This window comes from Streptomyces sp. NPDC034085 (assembly GCF_055575555.1).
The window spans coordinates 1-19,252 of sequence record NZ_JBVISL010000021.1 but is presented as its reverse complement, the minus strand read 5'-3'; the positions used below and the strand labels follow the sequence as shown (position 1 = coordinate 19,252).

The window sequence follows — 19,252 nt, the reverse complement described above, 5'->3', positions numbered from 1 at the left end:
CACCGCACTCCTGGTGCCCGCCCTGCGCAAGAACCGCTCCGAAGCACGCACCACGATCACGGCCCTCGGCGAACTCTTCGCCCACGGCACCCCCGCCGACTGGCCCGCCCTCTTCACCGGGACCGGAGCACGCACCGTCGACCTCCCCACCTACCCCTTCCAGCACGAACACCTCTGGCTCACCGTCCCCACGGACGGTGCGGCCCACGGTGACGCCGGCGCCTTCGGTCTCGCCGAGGCGGGACATCCGCTGCTCGGTGCGCTCGTCGAGCAGCCCGACTCCGGCACCCTCACCCTCACCGGCCGCCTCTCGCTCCGCACCCACCCCTGGCTCGCCGACCACGCCGTCCTCGGCACGGTCCTGCTGCCCGGCACCGCCCTGGTCGAACTGGCCCTCAAGGCGGGCGAACTCGTCGGCAGCCCGCTGCTCGACGAACTCACCCTCCAGGCCCCCCTGGTGGTCCCCGAGCGGGACGGTGTCCATCTGCACGTGTCCGTCGGCGAACCCGACGCCGCCGGCAACCGTGCGATCGGTGTCCACTCCCGGGCGGACGCGGAGGACGTGTGGGTGCGGCATGCGAGCGGTGTCGTGTCCTCGGGCGCGGTGGAGGCCGGTTTCGACCTGACGGAGTGGCCGCCGCCCGGTGCCGAGCCGGTCGCGGCGCAGGACCTGTACGAGCGGATGGCGGTGGCGGGTCTGGAGTACGGGCCCGCGTTCCAGGGTGTGCGCGGCGTCTGGCGGCTGGGCGAGGAGGTCTTCGCCGAGGTGGGTCTCGCGGACGCCGAGGCCGCCGAGGTGGCCCGGTACGGACTGCACCCCGCGCTCCTGGACGCCGCCCTCCACGGGACGTTCCTGGGACGGTCGAGCGGCCAGGGCGAGCGGCGGCTGCCGTTCTCCTGGAGCGGCGTGCGCCTGTACGCCACCGGCGCGACCGAGCTGCGGGTCCGGCTGGTCCCGGCCGGGCAGGACACCCTCGGGGTGCACGTCGCCGACCCGAACGGCAAGCCGGTCGCCTCGGTCGACGCGCTGGCCCTGCGCCCGGTGTCGGCCGGGCAGCTCGGCGCCTCCGCCCTGCCCGACGGGCTGTTCCGCGTACGGTGGGCCGGTCTGTCGCTGCCCGAGCCCGGCGCCGGTGTTCCGGCCGGTGGCCGTGGCCCGGTGGTGGTCGGTTCCGGCCTCGGCCACAGCGACCACCCCGACCTCGCCGCACTCGCCGGCGCCGCCGCCGGGATCCCGGACCTGGTCGTCGTACCGTTCCTGGAGACCGCGGGCGCCGAGGCGGACACCGTGCGTGCGACGGTACGGCGTGGTCTCGCGCTGCTCCAGGAGTGGCTCGGCGACAACCGCTTCGCCGACGCACGGCTGGTGGTCCTCACCCGGGCGGGCGGGGACCCGGCCGCCGCCGCGCTCCAGGGCATGGTGCGCTCCGCGCAGGCCGAGAACCCCGGCCGTATCGTCCTGGCCGCCGCCGAGGACCTCGCCGGCTGCCTGGCCCTCGTTCCGAGGGCTGCCGCGACGGACGAGCCCGAGCTGCTCCTGCACGCCGACGGCAGCGTCTCGGCCCGCCGCCTCGCCCGGATGGACGGGGTGCAGGACGCGGACGACGTCGACTTCGGGTCGGGGACGGTGCTGGTGACGGGCGGTACCGGGTTGCTGGGTGCTCTGATGGCCCGGCACCTCGTCACCACCCACGGTGTCCGGCGACTGCTGCTGACCAGTCGCCGCGGTCCCGCCGCCGAAGGCGCCGACCAGCTCGTGGCCGAGCTCTCCGCGCTCGGCGCCGAGGTACGGGTCGCGGCATGCGACGTCGCCGACCACGGCGCGGTCCGGGGCCTGCTGGACTCCGTACCGGCCGAGCACCCCCTGACCGCGGTCATCCACACCGCCGGTGTCCTCGATGACGGCGTCCTCACCTCACTGACGCCGGAACGGGTCGAAGGAGTGCTGCGTCCCAAGGTCGATGCCGCCTGGAACCTCCATGAGGCGACCCGCACCCTCGACCTGTCCGCGTTCGTCCTGTTCTCCTCGGCCGCCGGAGTCTTCGGCAGCGCCGGGCAGGCGAGCTACGCCGCTGCCAACGCCTATCTCGACGCCCTGGCCGGCCACCGCCGTGCCCTCGGCCTGCCCGGGCTCTCCCTGGCCTGGGGCCTGTGGGCCGGAGACGGCAATGCCGCCGGCATGGGCGGCACCCTGACCGAAGCCGACCGGCGCCGGATCACCCGGACGGGATTCACGCCGATCGACCCCGAGCAGGGCCTCGCCCTGTTCGACAGCGCGCTGTCCCAGGGCGTCGCGGAACTCGTTCCGGCGCCGCTCGACCTCAAGGCCCTCCAGGACGGCGGCCGGGAACTCCCGGCGCTGCTACGCGGACTCGTCCGCACTCCCGTGCGCCGCACGGCCACGGGCGTGTCCACGACGGCGGCCACGCCCGCCGACGCGGTGCCGCTCGCGGACCGGCTGCGCGGTCTGCCGGAGGACGACCGGCTTCCCCTCGTACAGAACCTCGTCCGTACCCATGTCGCCGCGATCCTCGGCTTCGCCGGCGTCCACGCGGTGCCCCTGGGCCGGTCCTTCACCAACCTGGGCTTCGACTCGCTCAGCACGTTCGAACTGCGCAACGCACTGGGCGGGGCCACCGGCCTGAAGCTGCCGGCGACGCTCGTCTTCGACTACCCCGAGGTCGACACGCTGGCCCAGTACCTACTGGGCCTGCTGCTGCCCGCGGCGGAGCCCGGCGCCGTCCTCCTCGACCAGCTGGACGCCCTGACGGGCACGATCGAGGCCCTCGGCCCGGACGACGACCCGCTGCGCGAGGCCGCCGAGTCCCGGCTGCGCTCGCTGCTCGCCACGCTCGCCCCGACCACCGTTCCTCCGGGCGCCTTCAGCGGCGACCAGCAGATCGAGACGGCGACCGCGGACGAGCTCCTCGACCTCATCGACGCGGAATTCGGCACCTCCTGATCCGCCGCGACGGACAACCGACCTCGAAAGGACTACCGCCCGTGGCGGACGAAACCCGACTCGTCGAATACCTCAAGCGAGTCACCTCTGAACTGCGCCAGGCCAACCAGCGCATCGAAGACATGCAGGACGAGGCCCACGAACCGATCGCGATCGTGGGCATGAGCTGCCGCTACCCCGGAGGGGTCGAAACCCCCGAGGACCTGTGGCGGCTCGTCGAGACCGGCGCCGACGGCGTCACCGGCTTCCCGGAGAACCGGGGCTGGGACCTCGACCGGCTGTTCCACGAGGACCCCGACCACCGGGGCACCTCGTACAGCCGTGAAGGCGGCTTCCTGCACGACGCGGGCGAGTTCGACCCCACGCTGTTCGGGATCTCGCCGCGCGAGGCGCTGGCGATGGACCCGCAGCAGCGGCTGCTGCTCCAGACCTCCTGGGAGGCGTTCGAACGCGCGGGCATCGACCCGCAGTCGGTACGGGGCTCGCGCACCGGCGTGTTCGCCGGCCTCATGTACCACGACTACGCGTCCAAGATCGGCACTCCGCCGGAGGACCTGGAGGGCTACCTCGGCAGCGGCACGGCCGGAAGCATCGCCTCCGGCCGGGTGGCGTACGTCCTGGGCCTCGAAGGCCCCGCCGTCACCGTGGACACCGCCTGCTCCTCGTCGCTGGTGACCCTGCACCTGGCCGTGCAGGCGCTGCGCCGCGGGGAGTGCTCCCTCGCCCTCGCGGGCGGCGTCACCGTCATGTCCACCCCCGGCACCTTCGTGGACTTCAGCCGCCAGCGCGGGCTGGCCGTGGACGGCCGCTGCAAGTCCTTCTCGGACGACGCGGACGGCACCGGCTGGGGAGAGGGCGTCGGCATGCTCCTCGTGGAGAAGCTGTCCGACGCACGCCGCAACGGGCACCGGGTGCTCGGCCTGGTGCGCGGCTCCGCCGTCAACCAGGACGGCGCGAGCAACGGCCTGACCGCGCCCAACGGGCCCTCCCAGCAGCGGGTCATCCAGCAGGCCCTGACGGACGCCCGGCTCCAGGTCCAGGACGTGGACACCGTCGAGGCGCACGGCACGGGCACGCGGCTCGGCGACCCCATCGAGGCGCAGGCGCTGCTCGCCACCTACGGACGGCGCCGCCGGCCGGACGGCAGCCCCCTCTACCTGGGCTCGCTGAAGTCCAACATCGGCCACACCCAGGCCGCCGCCGGCGTCGCCGGCGTCATCAAGATGGTCCAGGCCATGCAGCACGGCGTGCTGCCCCGGACCCTGCACGTCAGCGAGCCCTCCTCGCACGTCGACTGGTCGGCGGGAGCCGTCGAGCTGCTGACCGAGGCCCGCGACTGGCCCGAGACCGGACGGCCGCGCCGCGCCGCCGTCTCCTCCTTCGGCATCAGCGGCACCAACGCCCACGTCATCCTGGAACAGGCCCCGCAGGAGGAGCCCGCGCAGGAAGCGGTTCCGGGCGAGGAGCCGCAGCCGTCCACCGAGCGGGCCGGCGCCGTCCGCCTGCCCGTCCTGCCGTTCCTGCTGTCCGCCGCCTCCGACGAGGCCCTGCGCGGCCAGGCCGGGCGGCTCGCCGCCCGGCTGCGCGAGCACCCCGGCACCGACCTCGTGGACCTGGCCGGCTCGCTCGCCACCACCCGGGCCGCCCTCGACCGGCGGGCCGTGCTCGTCGCACGCGACCACGCCGAACTGCTCGCCGGCCTGGACTCCCTGGCCCGCGGCGAACGCGCCGACGGCGTGCTCACCGGAGCCCCGGCCGAAGGACCGCTGGCCTTCCTCTTCACCTTCCAGGGCAGCCAGCGCCTCGGCATGGGCCGCGAACTCCACGAGGCCTTCCCGGTGTACGCCGAGGCCTTCGACGAGGCGTGCGCCGCGCTCGACCCGCACCTCGACCGCCCGCTCAAGTCGATCGTGTTCGCCCCCGAGGGCTCCCCGGAGGCCGCCCTCCTCAACCGCACCGGCTGGTCCGCGCCCGCGATCTTCGCCCTCGAAGTCGCCCTGTACCGGCTCCTGGAGCACTGGGGCCTGCGCCCCGACGCGGTCTCCGGCGGCTCGCTCGGCGACTACGCCGCCCTGCACGTCGCCGGCGTGCTGCCGCTCCGGGAGACCGCACACCTCCTGGTCACCCGCAGCCGCCTGATCGAGGAACTCCCCGAGGGCGGCGCGATGATCGCGCTGGAGGCCTCGGAGGACGAGGTGCGCGCCTGCCTCGACGAGCTCGGCATCACCGGCCGCCTCTCCGTCGCCCTGGTCAACGGGCCGCGCGCCGTGGTCGTCTCCGGCGAGGAGGAGGCCGTGCTGGCCACCGCCGGGTACTGGCGCGAGCGGGGCCGCAGGACCCACCGGGTGGAGGTCAGCCACGCCTTCCACTCGGCCCACATGGATCCGGTGCTCGACGCGTTCGGGGCGTTCGCGCAGCGCCTCGACTTCCGGGCGCCCACCGTCCCCATGGTCGACGGGCTCACCGGCCGTTTCTTCGACGAGGGCCGGATCCCGGGGGCCGACTACTGGGTCCGTCACATCCGCGAGGGTGCCCGCTTCTTCGACAGCGTGCGCACCCTGGAGACCCAGGGCACCGCGACGTACCTTGAGGTCGGCCCCATCGACATGCAGGCCCAGATGGGCCAGGACTGCCTCGTCGACACCGACCCCGACGCCCTCGTGCCCGCCCTGCGCCGGGGCACGCCCGAGCTGGAGTCCCTGGTCACCGCGCTCGCCCGGCTGCACACCCGGGGCGTCGCCGTCGACTGGGCGCTCTTCTTCGCCGAGCTCGGCGCCGCGTCCCGCGTCGACCTCCCGACGTACGCCTTCGAGCGGCGGCAGTTCTGGCTCGCCTCCGGCCACGCCGCGGGCGACGCGTCCGCGTTCGGTCTCGGCGAGGCCGGGCACCCGCTCCTCGGCGCCTGCGTGACCCTGGCCGACGCCGACGGGCAGCTCTTCACGGGCAGCCTGTCGCTGCGCACCCACCCCTGGCTGGCCGACCACGCCGTGTTCGGCACGGTCCTGGTCCCGGGCGCGGCCCTGGTCGAGCTGGTGCTGCACGCCGGTGAACGCGCGGGCTGCCCCGCCCTGGACGACCTCACCCTGGAGGCGCCGCTGGTGCTGCCCGTCACCGGTGGCGTCCAGCTCCAGCTCACGGTGGGCGCCGCGGCCGAGGACGGCCGCCGCGACGTGACCCTGCACTCCCGGGCGGACGCGGAGGACGTGTGGTTGCGGCATGCGAGCGGTGTCGTGTCCTCGGGCCCGGTGGAGGCCGGTTTCGACCTGACGGAGTGGCCGCCGCCCGGTGCCGAGCCGGTCGCGGCGCAGGACCTGTACGAGCGGATGGCGGTGGCGGGTCTGGAGTACGGGCCCGCGTTCCAGGGTGTGCGCGGCGTCTGGCGGCTGGGCGAGGAGGTCTTCGCCGAGGTGGGTCTCGCGGACGCCGAGGCCGCCGAGGTGGCCCGGTACGGACTGCATCCCGCGCTCCTGGACGCCGCCCTTCACGCCCTCTGGTTCAGCGGTGACCGCGACGGCTCCGACGGGGCGGGTGGCGCCCGGCTGCCGTTCGCCTGGACCGGTGTCTCGCTCCGCGCCTCCGGGGCCACGGCCCTGCGGGTGCGGATCTCCCCGGTGCCCGGCTCGGACGCCGTGTCCTTCGCCCTCGCCGACACCACCGGCACGCCGGTGGCCTCGGTCGACGCGCTGGCCCTGCGCCCGGTGTCCGCCGGCCGGCTGGCGGGTGCCGCGCACCGCGACGCGCTCTTCCACGTGGAATGGGCGCCGGTCGACGTCGCCCCCGCAGCGGACGTCCGCACCGCCGTGCTCGGCTCCGCCGACACGGCCGCGGCCACCGCCACCGCCCTCGGCACCACCGCCGCCGCGGACCTCGACGCCCTGGCCGCGGCCGGGCCGGTGCCGGACCTGGTGGTCGTGCCGTTCCTCGACGGGGCCGGCGCGGACGCGGAGACGACCCGCTCCGTCGTACGCCGCACGCTGGCGCTGCTCCAGGAGTGGGTGGCCGACGAACGGTACGCGGACGCGCGCCTGGTCTTCCTGACCCGGGGCGCCGCCGACGTTCCCGCCCTCGCCGCGCTCCAGGGCATGGTGCGCGCCGCCCAGTCCGAGAACCCCGGCCGGTTCGGCCTGGTGGACGTGGACGACGTGCAGGCCCTGGACTTGGTGGCTGCGCTGCTGGGCGGCGACGAGCCGCAGCTCGCGGTGGCCGACGGCGTCGTCCGGGCGCCGAGGCTGGCCCGAGTCCCGGCTCCGTCCGGCGAGACCCCGGACTTCGGGTCGGGGACGGTGCTGGTGACGGGCGGTACCGGGTTGCTGGGTGCTCTGATGGCCCGGCACCTCGTCACCACCCACGGTGTCCGGCGACTGCTGCTGACCAGTCGCCGCGGTCCCGCCGCCGAAGGCGCCGACCAGCTCGTGGCCGAGCTCTCCGCGCTCGGCGCCGAGGTACGGGTCGCGGCATGCGACGTCGCCGACCACGACGCGGTCCGGGATCTGCTGGACTCCGTACCGGCCGAGCACCCCCTGACCGCGGTCATCCACACCGCCGGTGTCCTCGATGACGGCGTCCTCACCTCACTGACGCCGGAACGGGTCGAAGGAGTGCTGCGTCCCAAGGTCGACGCCGCCTGGAACCTCCACGAGGCGACCCGCACCCTCGACCTGTCCGCGTTCGTCCTGTTCTCGTCGGCCGCCGGAGTCTTCGGCAGCGCCGGCCAGGCGAGCTACGCCGCCGCCAACGCCTATCTCGACGCCCTGGCCGCCCACCGCCGCACCCTCGGCCTGCCCGGGCTCTCCCTGGCCTGGGGCCTGTGGGCCGGAGACGGCAACGCCACCGGTATGGGCGGCACCCTCACCGAAGCCGACCGGCGCCGGATCACCCGGACCGGTTTCACTCCGATCGACCCCGAGCAGGGCCTCGCCCTGTTCGACAGCGCGCTGTCGCAGCAGCCGGTGACGCTCGTTCCGGTGCCGCTCGACCTCAAGGCCTTCCAGGGCGACGGCCGGGAGCTCCCGGCGCTGCTGCGCGGACTCGTCCGTACCCCCGCCCGCCGCGGCCCCGTACGCGCGGCGGCCGCCGCCGGAGCCGGCGCGACCGGCCGCACGGGCCTTCGGGAACGGCTGCTGACCCTGCCGTCCGAGGACCGGATCCCCGCCGTCCTCGACCTCGTCCGCACGCACGTGGCCACCGTCCTCGGCCACGGCGACCCCGGATCGCTCGACTCCGGACGGGCCTTCCGCGACCTCGGCTTCGACTCCCTCAGCGCCACCGAGCTGCGCAACACGCTCAACACCGTCACGGGGCTGCGGCTGCCCTCGACCCTGGTCTTCGACCACCCCAGCCCGGGCGCACTCGCCGCGTACCTCCTCGGCGAACTCCTCGGCGACAGCGCCGGTGCGGAGGCGTCCGCGCCCGTCGCGGCACGCTCCACGGCCGCCGACGAGGACGAGGACCCGATCGTCATCGTGGGCATGAGCTGCCGCTACCCCGGCGGCGTCGAGACCCCCGAGGACCTGTGGCGTCTCGTCGAGACCGGCGGGGACGGCATCACCGGGTTCCCGGAGGACCGGGGCTGGGACATCGAGAACCTCTACCACCCGGACCCGGAGCACCGGGGCACCTCGTACGCCCGCGAGGGCGGCTTCCTGCCCTCCGCCGCCGAGTTCGACCCCGCCTTCTTCGGCATCTCGCCGCGCGAGGCCCTGGTCATGGACCCGCAGCAGCGGCTCCTGCTCCAGACCTCCTGGGAGGCCCTCGAACGCGCGGGCATCGACCCGCTGTCCGTGCGCGGCTCGCGCACCGGTGTGTTCGTCGGCCTGATGTACCGGGACTACCTCAGCAGGCTGCCCTCGATCCCCGAGGAGCTGGAGGGCTTCCGGGGTACCGGTGCCTCCGGCAGCGTGGCTTCCGGCCGCATCTCGTACACCTTCGGTCTCGAAGGTCCCGCGATGACGGTGGACACCGCCTGCTCCTCGTCACTGGTCACCCTGCACCTGGCCGTGCAGGCACTGCGCCGCGGCGAGTGCACCCTCGCCCTCGCGGGCGGCGTCACCGTCATGGCCTCCCCGACCGCCCTGATCGACTTCAGCCGCCAGCGCGGACTCGCGCCCGACGGCCGCTGCAAGTCCTTCTCGGACGACGCGGACGGCACCGGCTGGGGCGAGGGCGTCGGCATGCTCCTCGTGGAGAAGCTCTCCGACGCACGCCGCAACGGACACCGGGTGCTCGCCGTGATCCGCGGTACGGCCGTCAACCAGGACGGTGCCAGCAACGGCCTGACCGCACCCAACGGCCCCTCGCAGCAGCGGGTCATCCGTGCCGCGCTCGCCGACGCGCGGATGACCACGGGCGACGTGGACGTGGTCGAGGCGCACGGTACGGGCACGCGGCTCGGCGACCCCATCGAGGCGCAGGCCGTCCTGGCCACCTACGGTCAGGGCCGTCCGGAGGGCCGGCCGCTCTACCTGGGCTCGCTGAAGTCCAACATCGGCCACACGCAGGCCGCCGCCGGTGTCGGCGGCATCATCAAGATGGTGCAGGCCATGCAGCACGGCGTACTGCCCCGGACCCTGCACGTGAGCGAGCCTTCCTCGCACATCGACTGGTCGGCGGGAGCCGTCGAGCTGCTGACCGAGGCGCGTGAGTGGCCCGAGACCGGACGGCCGCGCCGCGCCGCCGTCTCCTCCTTCGGCATCAGCGGCACCAACGCCCACGTCATCCTGGAACAGGCCCCGCAGGAAACCGCGGACGACCGTCCGGAGCGCGCCCCGGACGACACCCTCGTCCCCTGGACCCTCACGGCCAAGTCCCCGGCCGCCCTGCGCGGCCAGGCCGAACGGCTCCTCGCGTACCTGGGCGAGCACCCGGGCGCCGACGTCCGGGACATCGCGTACTCGCTGGTGGCCACCCGCTCCTCCTTCGAGCACCGGGCCGTGCTCCTCGGCCGGCGGGAGGAGGACTTCCGCACCGGCCTCGCCGCCCTCGCGGCGGGCGAACCGGCCGTCGCGCCGACCCAGCTCCAGAACGCGGACGGCGGCCGCCTGGCGTTCCTGTTCACGGGGCAGGGCAGCCAGCGCGTGGGAATGGGCCGGGAGCTGTACGACGGATTCCCGGTGTTCGCGTCGGCCTTCGACGCGGTCTGCGGTGTCGTGGACCCGCTGTTGGGGCGTGCTCTGAAGCCGCTGGTCTTCGGAGAGGACGAATCCGAGGACGGAGTACTGGACCGTACGGAGTTCACCCAGCCCGCGGTGTTCGCGGTCGAGGTGGCACTGTTCCGGCTGCTGGAGTCGTGGGGGGTGCGGCCGGACGTGGTGGCCGGGCACTCCATCGGTGAGATCGCCGCCGCGCACGTGGCCGGGGTGTTCTCGCTGGAGCACGCCGCACGGCTGGTCGCGGCGCGCGGCCGGCTGATGCAGGCGCTGCCGGAAGGCGGCGTGATGGTGGCGGTGGCCGCCTCGGAGGAGGACGTGCTGCCGCTGCTGGAAGGCCGGGCGGACCTGGTGGGGCTGGGTGCGGTCAACGGCCCGGAGTCCGTGGTGCTGTCCGGCGCGGGCACGGTCGTCGACGAGATCGTCGCCGTGCTGGCCGAACGGGGCGTCAAGACCCGCCGTCTCACGGTGAGCCACGCCTTCCACTCGCCGCTGATGGACCCGATGCTGGAGGAGTTCCGGCAGGTCGTCGAGGGCCTGGAGTTCGGCCGTCCGACCCTTGCGGTCGTGTCGACGGTGACGGGCGGCCCCGTCGAGGCGGACGAGTTCGCCTCCGTCGGCTACTGGACGCGGCACGTGCGTCAGCCGGTCCGCTTCGCCGACGCGGTAGGTGCCCTGCGGGCGCAGGGCGTCTCCCGGTTCGTCGAGGTCGGCCCCGACGCCACCCTCACCGCCATGGCCAAGGCGAGCGTGGGCGACGACGTCTTCCTCGTACCGGCCCTGCGGCGCAACCGGCCCGAGACGCAGACCCTGACCGACGCCGTCACCGGCCTGCTCACCAAGGGCATCCCCCTGGACGAGGAGTCCGGGGCACGCCGGGTCGACCTGCCCACGTACGCCTTCCAGAACCGGCGCTACTGGCTGGACGTGCCCCGTCCGGTCACGGCGGAGTCCGGCGGGCCCGCCGCCCTCCCGGAGCTTTCCGGGCTGCCGGAGGAGGAGTCGGAGCAGAGGCCGACCGCCGATCCGACAGTGCTGTACGGCCTCTCGACGGCCGCACTGGAGCGCGAGCTGACGGACGTCGTGCGCACCACCGCGGCCCGGGTCTTCGGCCACGACTCGGCCGACGAGGTCGATCTCGCCGCGAGCTTCAAGGACCTCGGGATCGACTCGCTGACCGCCATCGAACTGCGCAACCGGCTCGTCGAGGCCACCGGCCTGGGGCTCCCGCCGACGCTGATGTTCGACTGCCCCACCCCGCTGGACCTGATCGCCAGGCTCCGGGAAGAGGTGGCACAAGAAGCCGCGGCGGCCGAGCCCGCGGCGCCGGTCTCGCTCCGCACGGAGCTCGACCGGCTGGAGAAGCTCCTCACCTCCAACGCGCCCGAAGACGCGGAGGAACGGGAAGAGGTCGGCGAGCGCCTGCGGGCGCTGCTGACGGCCTGGAACGACAAGGCCGCCACCGGGCCCGAGGACGCGTCCGCCGCCGACCTGTCCGCGGCCTCGGCCGAAGAACTCTTCGAACTGCTCGACGTGGAACTGGAGATGCCGTGACTGCCGCGACCAATGACGAGAAACTGCTCGACTACCTGAAGCGGGCCACCACCGAGCTGCGGGACACCAAGCGGCGGCTGCGCGAGGTCGAGGACCGCGGCCGTGAGCCCATCGCCGTCGTCGGCATGAGCTGCCGGCTGCCCGGCGGGGTGACCTCTCCCGACGAGCTGTGGCAGCTCGTCATGGACGAGCGGGACGCCATCGGCGACTTCCCGGTGAACCGCGGCTGGCAGCTGGAGGACGGCGAATCGGCCACCCACCAGGGCGGCTTCCTCTACGACGCCCCCGAGTTCGACGCCGACTTCTTCGGGATCTCGCCGCGCGAAGCCCTCGCGATGGACTCCCAGCAGCGGCTGCTCCTGGAGACCTCCTGGGAGGCGTTCGAGCACGCCGGCATCGACCCGACCTCGGTACGGGGGACCGCCGTCGGCGTGTTCACGGGCGTCAACCAGCACGGGTACGCCTCCGATGTCACCGAACTCCCGGAAGGCGTGGGGGGATACCTCTCCACCGGCGTCTCCGGCAGCGTCGCCTCCGGGCGCGTGGCGTACTTCATGGGCCTGGAGGGCCCGGCCGTCACCCTGGACACCGCCTGCTCCTCCTCGCTGGTCGCCGTCCACCTCGCCGTACAGGCGCTGCGCCGGGGCGAGTGCTCCATGGCGCTCGCCGGAGGCGTGACGATCATGTCGACGCCCGGTGCGTTCGTGGAGTTCAGCAAGCAGGGCGCGCTCTCCGGTGACGGCCGTTCCAAGTCCTTCGCCGCGGCCGCCGACGGCACCGGCTGGGGCGAGGGCGTCACCACCCTCCTGGTCGAGAAGCTCTCCGACGCCCGGCGCAACGGCCACCAGGTGCTCGCCGTGATCCGCGGCACGGCCGTCAACCAGGACGGCGCCACCAACGGCCTGACCGCCCCCAGCGGCAAGGCCCAGCAACGGGTCATCCGTGCCGCGCTGGCCGACGCCCGCATGGAGACGGCCGACGTGGACGCCGTCGAGGCGCACGGTACGGGCACCCGGCTCGGCGACCCGATCGAGGCGCAGGCGCTCCTCGCCACCTACGGGCAGGGCCGTCCCGAGGGCCGGCCGCTGTACCTGGGCTCTCTGAAGTCCAACATCGGCCACACCATGGCCGCCGCGGGAGCCGGCGGCATCATCAAGATGGTCCAGGCGATGCGGCAGGGCACCCTCCCCAAGTCGCTCCACATCGACGCCCCCTCCCCGCACATCGACTGGTCTGCGGGCTCCGTGGAACTGCTGACCGAGGCCCGGGAGTGGCCCGAGCTCGGGCGCCCGCGCCGCGCAGGCGTCTCCTCCTTCGGCATGAGCGGCACCAACGCCCACGTCGTCCTGGAGCAGGCGCCCGCCGCCGACGACGCCCCGGCCGCCGCCGCCGCCGACGGCCCGGCTCCGGAGACGCCGGACACCCCGGTCCCGTGGACCCTGTCCGCCCGCAGCGAGGCCGCCCTGCGTGCCTCGGCCGAACGGCTCCTCGCCCACCTGGAGCGGTTCCCCGGCCAGCGCCCCGCCGACATCGGCCACTCCCTGGCCGTCGGGCGTGCCCACCTGGAGCACCGGGCCGTGCTGATCGCCGCCGACCGGGAGGACTTCATCCTCCGGCTCAAGGAGCTCGCCCTCGGCGAGACCTCGCCCGGGGCCGTCCGGGGCGTCGCCGCCGGTGCCCCTGCCAAGCCGGTGTTCGTGTTCCCGGGGCAGGGCTCCCAGTGGGTCGGCATGGCCGTGGGCCTGCTCGACTCCGCACCGGCGTTCCGTGAGGCGATCGAGGCCTGCGAGGAAGCACTGACGCCGTTCGTGGACTGGTCCCTGACCGATGTCCTGCGCGGCACCGAAGGCGCTCCGGGCTTCGACCGCGTCGACGTCGTCCAGCCCGTCCTGTGGGCCGTGATGGTCTCCCTCGCCGCGCTCTGGCGCTCCCACGGCGTGGAACCCGCCGCCGTCGTCGGCCACTCCCAGGGCGAGATCGCAGCCGCCTGCGTGGCCGGCGCCCTCACCCTCAAGGACGGCGCACTCATCGTCGCCCTCCGCAGCCGCGCCCTCCTCGACATCGCCGGACACGGCGGCATGGTCTCGATCCCCCTGCCCGTCGCCGAAGTCGAACACCGCATCGCCGCCTGGGACGACCTGTTCATAGCCACCGTCAACGGCCCCCGCTCCACCGTCGTCTCCGGCGCCGCCACCCAGCTCGACGAACTCCTCACCGCCTGCGAAGCCGAAGACATCCGCGCCCGCCGCATCCCCGTCGACTACGCCTCCCACTCCGCCCACGTCGAAGCCATCGAAGAACGCCTCGCCGAACTCCTCGCCCCCGTCCGCCCCCAACCCGCCCACACCCCGTTCCGTACGTCCGTCGACGGGGAGACCGAGGACACCGCCGTCTTCGACGCCGCCTACTGGTACCGGAACCTGCGCCGCACCGTGCGGTTCGAGGAGGCCGTCCGGGGGCTGCTCGCCGACGGACACCGGCTGTTCGTGGAGGTGAGCCCGCACCCGGTGCTCGCCACCGGCCTCCAGGAGACCTTCGAGGCCGCCGCCGTCGGCGGACGCGCGCCGGCCGTCGTTGAGTCGCTCCGCCGCGACCAGGGCGGAACCGAGCGCTTCCTCACCTCCCTCGCCCAGCTGTACGTACGCGGCGGTGCGGTCGACTGGGCGCAGGCCACCGCGGCCCACCGCCCGTGCCGGGTGCCGCTGCCGACGTACGCCTTCCAGCGCAGCCACTTCTGGCTGGAGGGCGGCGGCAGCGGTGACGTCACCGCCGCGGGCCTGACGGCCGTGGGCCACCCGCTGGCACCGGCCGCCACCGCGGTGCCCGGCACCGGGCAGCTGCTGTTCACGGGCCGGCTGTCCCTGCGCAGCCACCCCTGGCTGGCCGACCGCACGGTGCACGGAGCGCACGCGCTGCCCGAGCCGGCCCTGGCCGACCTCGCCCTGAGCGCCGGTGCGCGGGCGGGCTGCCCGCGGCTGTCCGTCCTGGAGACGACCGCCCCGCTCCTGCTGCCCGGACAGGGCGCCCTCCAGCTGCGCCTGGTCCTGGAGCCGGAGGCCGACGGCGTCCGGGGCTTCTCCCTCTACGCGCGCGCCCAGGACGCGCCGGACACCGAGGAGTGGACCCTGCACGCCCGCGGGGAACTCTCCGCCGGCGAGCCCGTGGCCCCGGCCGTCACCGGCCTGGAGACCTGGCCCCCGCAGAACGCGCGGGAGCTGCCCGTCGACGAGCTGTACGGCGCCCTCCGCGACCGGGGTCTGGCCCACGGCGCCGCGTTCGGGCTCGTCACCGAGGCGTGGGAGGCGGACGGCGACTACTTCGTCGAGACCGTCCTGCCGCAGGGGCAGTCCGAGGCCGGTTTCACCGTGCACCCGGCGCTGCTCGACGCCGCCCTGCACCCGCTGTTCGCCGACACCGCACCGGACTCGACGGGGGGCCGGACCCTGCGCGCCGACCGCTGGGCCGACGCGGCGGTGCACGCCACGGAACCCGCCGTGCTGCGGACCCGGATCACCCGCACCGGCGCGGACACGGTCGCGCTGACCGCCGTGGACGCGGCGGGCGGCCCGGTCCTCACCGTCGGCGCCCTGCGCCTCGCGGACGCGGCACCCGAGGCGTACCCGGCCGGGCTCCCGGACGGCGAGCCCGTCGCCGCGCCCGTACTCCCGCCCACCGGGCCGCGGCGCGCGGCCGCCACCGCGCCGGCCGTCGCCGGCGGGCTGCGCGCCCGGATCGCGGCGCTGTCACCGCAGGACGCGGAGAGCGAGCTGTGCCGGTTCATCCAGGGCACCGTCGCCTCCGCACTCGGGCACACCTCGGCCGACGCAGTCGACCCGGACCGGTCGTTCATCGAGCTGGGCATCGAGTCGATCACCGCCACCCAGCTGCGTGCCCGGCTCGGCGAGGAGACCGGACTCCAGCTCCCCGTCACCCTGGTGTTCGACCACCCCACGGCCGTCCTGCTGGCCCGCCACCTCGTCGAGGCGATCGCCGCGGACCCGGCGGGCGGCGCGACGGGCGGGACCGCCGGCACGCTCACCACGCTGTTCCGGCACGGCTGCGAGCAGGGCAGGGCCTCCGAGGCCGTGCAGATGCTGGTGGCCGCCGCCCGGCTCGCGCCCTCCTTCGAGCGGCGCGAGGACGCGGCCCGGCTGCCCGGCCCGGTGCGCTTCGCGCGGGGCGACCAGGGACCGGCGGTCTTCTGCTTCCCCTCGCTCGGCGCCATCTCGGGTCCGCACGAGTACCTGAAGTTCGCCTCCGCCTTCCAGGGCGTACGCGACGTGACGGTCCTGCCGCACCCCGGGTTCCTCGACGGCGAACCGCTCCCGGCCGACCGTGACGTGCTCGCCGCCGCCCACGCCGAGGCCGTCCTGGAGGAGGCCGGCGGCCGGCCCGTCGTGCTGCTCGGCCGCTCGTCCGGCGGCTGGATCGCGCACCGGGTGGCCCAGCGCCTGGAGGAACTCGGCAGTCCCGCCGCCGGTGTGGTCCTGCTCGACACCTACTCCCGTACCGCCGACCACTACAGCCTTCCGCTGATGACCTCCCAGATGGTCACCGCCGCCGACCTGTTCGTACCGCTGGACGATCTGCGGCTCACCGCGATGGGCTCGTACATCGGCATCCACGCCGACTGGCGGCCCACGGCACACCACACCCCCACGCTGCTGCTCCGCGCGGCGGACCCCGTACCCGGCGTCCCGGCCGACGAGTCGGCGCCGGAGGGCGGCCGCCCGGGCTGGGAGTTCGCCACCGAGCGGGCCGAAGTACCCGGCGACCACTTCACGATGCTCGACGAGCACGCCCGCACCACCGCCGACTCGGTCGAAGCCTGGCTGCGCGGACTCACCGTCTGACCCCTCTGTCCCACCCTCCCCCCAGAAGAAAGAGAACTGTTCCTTATGCAAGCGGCAACGGCCCAGCGCGAGCTGTGGCTGCGGCAGTACCACCCAGGCCCCGACGACGGGCCGGTGCTCGTCTGCTTCCCCCACGCCGGCGGATCGGCCACCGCCTTCCGCCCGCTGTCCGCGGCCCTGTCCGCCCACACGGCGGTCCGGTGCGTCCAGTACCCGGGCCGGCAGGACCGGTACACCGAGGCACCGGCCACCCGGCTCGGCGCACTCGCCGACGCCGTCTCCGCGGTGCTCGCCGCGGAGACCGGGCGGCCCCTGGTGCTCTACGGACACAGCATGGGCGCCCTCGTGGCGTACGAGACCGCTCTGCGTCTGCAGGAGCGCCACCCCGGCGCCGCCCCGGTCGGACTCGTGGTCTCGGGGGCCCAGGCCCCCGGGGTCCCCCGTACCGACTGCGTACACCGGCGCGACGACGACGGCGTCATCGAGGAGATCCGCAAGCTCAACGGCACGGCACCCGAGCTGCTCGCCGACCCCGACGTGCGGGCCATGATCCTGCCCGCCGTGCGCGGCGACTACGAGGCGCTGGAGAGCTACCGCTTCCGTCCGGAAGCGCCTCGGCTGGACTGCCCGGTCAGCGTGCTGATCGGCACCGAGGACACGCAGACCACCCAGGACGGTGCGCTGCGCTGGCAGGAGATCACCGCGGCGGGCTTCGGTCTGCGCAGCTTCCCCGGCGGCCACTTCTTCACCGAGTCGCACCGCCCGCAGGTGGCCGCGGCCCTCACCGACGACATCCGTTCGTTCACGTCCGAAACCGAAATACGGAGCTTCCGTTGACATCCCGCCCCCGCCCGTCGTTCGGGCTGACCGTCCTCGCCGTCTCACTGCCCATGTTCATGGTGGCGCTGGACAACCTGGTCGTCACCAACGCCCTCGCCTCCATCCGCCGGGACCTCGGCTCCACGGTGGAGAACCTCCAGTGGGTCACCAACGCCTACGTCCTCGGATTCGCGGGCTTCCTGCTGACCGCCGCCGGACTCGGCGACCGCTACGGCCGGCGCAAGGTGTTCGCCATCGGCATCACCGCGTTCACCCTCGCCTCGCTGGGCTGCGGTCTGTCCGACTCCACCGAGGCCCTGATCCTCTTCCGCACGCTGCAGGGCATCACCGCCGCGGCCGTACTGCCGCTCTCGCTGACCATCCTGACGGTCTCGGTCCCGCCGGAGAAGCGCGGCGTCGCCATCGGCCTGTGGAGCGCCATCAGCAGCCTGGCCGTCGCGCTCGCCCCGCTCGTCGGCGGCGGCATCACCACCGGCCTCGACTGGCACTGGATCTTCCTGATCAACATCCCGGTCGGCCTGATCGCCATTCCGCTGGTGCTGAAGGTGCTCGACGAGAGCCGCGGCGCGCCCGCCAAGCTCGACATCCCGGGCCTGGTCCTGGCCGGCGCGGGTGTGCTGAGCCTCATCTGGGCCATCGTCAAGGGCGGCGAGGAGGGCTGGACCTCGTCCACCGTCGTGGCCGCCTTCGCGGCCGCCGCCGTACTGCTCGTCGCGTTCCTGCTGTGGGAGCGCAAGGCCTCCTCGCCGATGCTGCCGCTGAGCATCTACAAGATCAAGGCGTTCTCCCTCGCCAACGTCGTCTCGCTCGCGGTGTTCTTCGGCCTCTTCGGTCCGATCTTCCTGATCGCTCAGTACCTCCAGGTGGCCCGCGGCCACTCCGCGTTCGAGGCCGGCCTGTGGACCCTGCCGTGGGCGATCATGCCGATGCTCGTCGCCCCCTTCGCGGGCAAGTTCGCCCCCCGGGTGGGCAGTGGGCTGTTGATGGCGGCCGGTCTGTTCATCTCCGGCATCGGCCTGGCCTGGTTCGCCGCGGTGGCCGGAGTCGACGCCGCCGACTGGGAGTACGTCGGTCCGTTCATCCTGGCCGGTGCCGGCATGGGCCTCGTCTTCGCGCCCACCGCGATGGTCGTCATGAGCTCGGTCCCCCCGCAGATGGCGGGCAAGGCGTCGGGCGCCAACACGACGGTGCGTGAGCTCGGCGGCGCCCTCGGCATCGCCGTGAGCACCAGCATCTTCTCGACCTCCGGTGCCTACGACACCCCGCAGAGCTTCACCGACGGCATGACCCCCGGCCTGTGGGTCGGGGCCGCCGTCCTCGTCGTGGGCGCGCTGATCGCCCTGGCCATCCCGCGTCCGCGGCAGGCGGGTGCGGCGCAGCCGCAGCCGCAGCCGCCGGTGAAGCAGGACGCCGCCGCCGTGGCGGAGTGACGGAAGGTCACCGCAGCGCGGTGAACGGAACCCGTTGAGCGGGAGGGGCCGGTGGCCCGTGACGCGCCGTGGCGCACGGGCCGCCGGTGCCCCTCCCCTCCGTCCGGGTTCCGGCACGACCAAGGCAAAACGTTCAAGAACGGGTGGGACATGTACGGGGATGAAGACCGCGCCGGTGTGGGAGTCACCGCCGGCTCACGCGGCCGAGTGGCCGAGCTGCACGCCCTGCGCGAGCAGGCGCGGCGCGGTCCGAGCGAGAAGGCTACCGAGGCGCAGCACGCCAAGGGCAAGCTGACCGCACGCGAGCGCATCGCGCTCCTGCTCGACGAAGGTTCCTTCCGGGAGGTCGAGCAGCTGCGCCGGCACCGGGCGACCGGTTTCGGGCTGGAGGCGAAGAAGCCCTACACGGACGGTGTGATCACCGGGTGGGGAACGGTCGAGGGCCGGACGGTCTTCGTCTACGCGCAC

The 19,252-nt window shown here is 74.1% G+C and carries 4 protein-coding genes and 2 pseudogenes; all 6 read left to right on the top strand.

The genetic code is table 11. The features are described from left to right. A partial coding sequence (locus ACZ501_RS34815; RefSeq protein ID WP_468800756.1) for a type I polyketide synthase occupies positions 1-2,962 on the top strand: 2,962 nt, incomplete at its 5' end. 56 nt (positions 2,963-3,018) lie between these two features. Next, a pseudogene (locus ACZ501_RS34810) lies at positions 3,019-11,397 on the top strand (type I polyketide synthase); the annotation flags it as partial. A 293-nt stretch (positions 11,398-11,690) separates the two neighbouring features. Next, positions 11,691-16,514, top strand: a pseudogene (locus ACZ501_RS34805) (acyltransferase domain-containing protein); the annotation flags it as partial. Between the two features lie 45 nt (positions 16,515-16,559). Continuing rightward, positions 16,560-17,351: a thioesterase II family protein gene (locus ACZ501_RS34800; protein WP_361603240.1), complete on the top strand. Its 792-nt coding sequence runs from the start codon at positions 16,560-16,562 to the stop codon at positions 17,349-17,351. Beyond that, complete coding sequence (locus ACZ501_RS34795; protein ID WP_361603237.1) at positions 17,348-18,784, top strand: MFS transporter; 1,437 nt, start codon at positions 17,348-17,350, stop codon at positions 18,782-18,784. Before ACZ501_RS34800 ends, ACZ501_RS34795 begins: the two co-directional genes overlap by 4 nt. A 150-nt stretch (positions 18,785-18,934) precedes the next feature. Beyond that, the coding region (locus ACZ501_RS34790) for a carboxyl transferase domain-containing protein (protein WP_468800753.1) at positions 18,935-19,252 on the top strand (318 nt) is incomplete at its 3' end.